Annotated in this window: 1 protein-coding gene; it reads left to right on the top strand. The window is 45.5% G+C overall.

Translation table 11 applies throughout. The features are described 5' to 3' along the window. The coding region (locus A9G34_RS05420; RefSeq protein ID WP_141670351.1) for a type VI secretion system Vgr family protein at positions 1–886 on the top strand (886 nt) is incomplete at both ends.

The following is an 886-nucleotide window of genomic DNA, read 5'->3' on the forward strand; positions in this document are numbered from 1 at the left end:
CGATTTTGAATTTATACAACGCTTAATGGCGGATGTGGGTATCTGGTTTCGCTTTGAAAGCCATGCCGAGCACGACTGCGACGTAATGGTGATAAGCGATTACGAACAAGGTTATGACCAAGTTGCTCATATTGATTACAAATTACCCAGCGGCACCTTGGACGGTGGCACTGAAAGCGTTTGGGATATTAGCATGCACAGCCAAACGGTGGCATCATCGGTTAAAGTGAAAGATTACAACTACCGTGATGCCAAAGCCAACTTACTTGGCGAGGTCAATAGCCAACCCGATGACCACACCACTAACGGCACCGACTACCGTTATGGCGAGCACTATCAATATGCAGGTAGTGCCAGTGTCAGTTCAGGTAGTCAAAAAAATAGCCCTAACAAAATTTATAAAAATATTCAAAGTGAGCAAAATGGGGGGGTAAGCGAGAATAACGATGATGCACAAAATAATGATTACCACCTTAATAGCACCCCAGAAAGTGGCAATTGGTACGCACGTATTCGCCATGAACAAGCAATCAGTGAACAAATAATTATCCGAGGCAAAAGCAACCGTTATAACCTTGCTCCTGGGCAACTCATTAGCCTTAATGGCGCCCCGCTGATTGATATTGATGAAGGCATTATTATTTTAAGTGTTACGGGCAGCGGCAGCCGCACTGATGCTTACCAGCTCAGTTTTACTGCGATACCTTTTAAGGTATTAAAACCGTATCGCCCAGCGCCCCTTGCTTGGCCACAAGTCAGCGGCACCTTACCGGCACGGGTCACCAGTCCCGATAATGACACCTATGGCTATATTGATACCCAAGGGCGCTACCGGGTTAAATTTAACTTTGACCTAACAGATTGGAAAAATGGCGAAGAAAGCTTA

Origin of the sequence: Gilliamella sp. Choc4-2, from assembly GCF_001690355.1 — a bacterium.
GTDB lineage: Bacteria > Pseudomonadota > Gammaproteobacteria > Enterobacterales > Orbaceae > Gilliamella > Gilliamella apicola_A.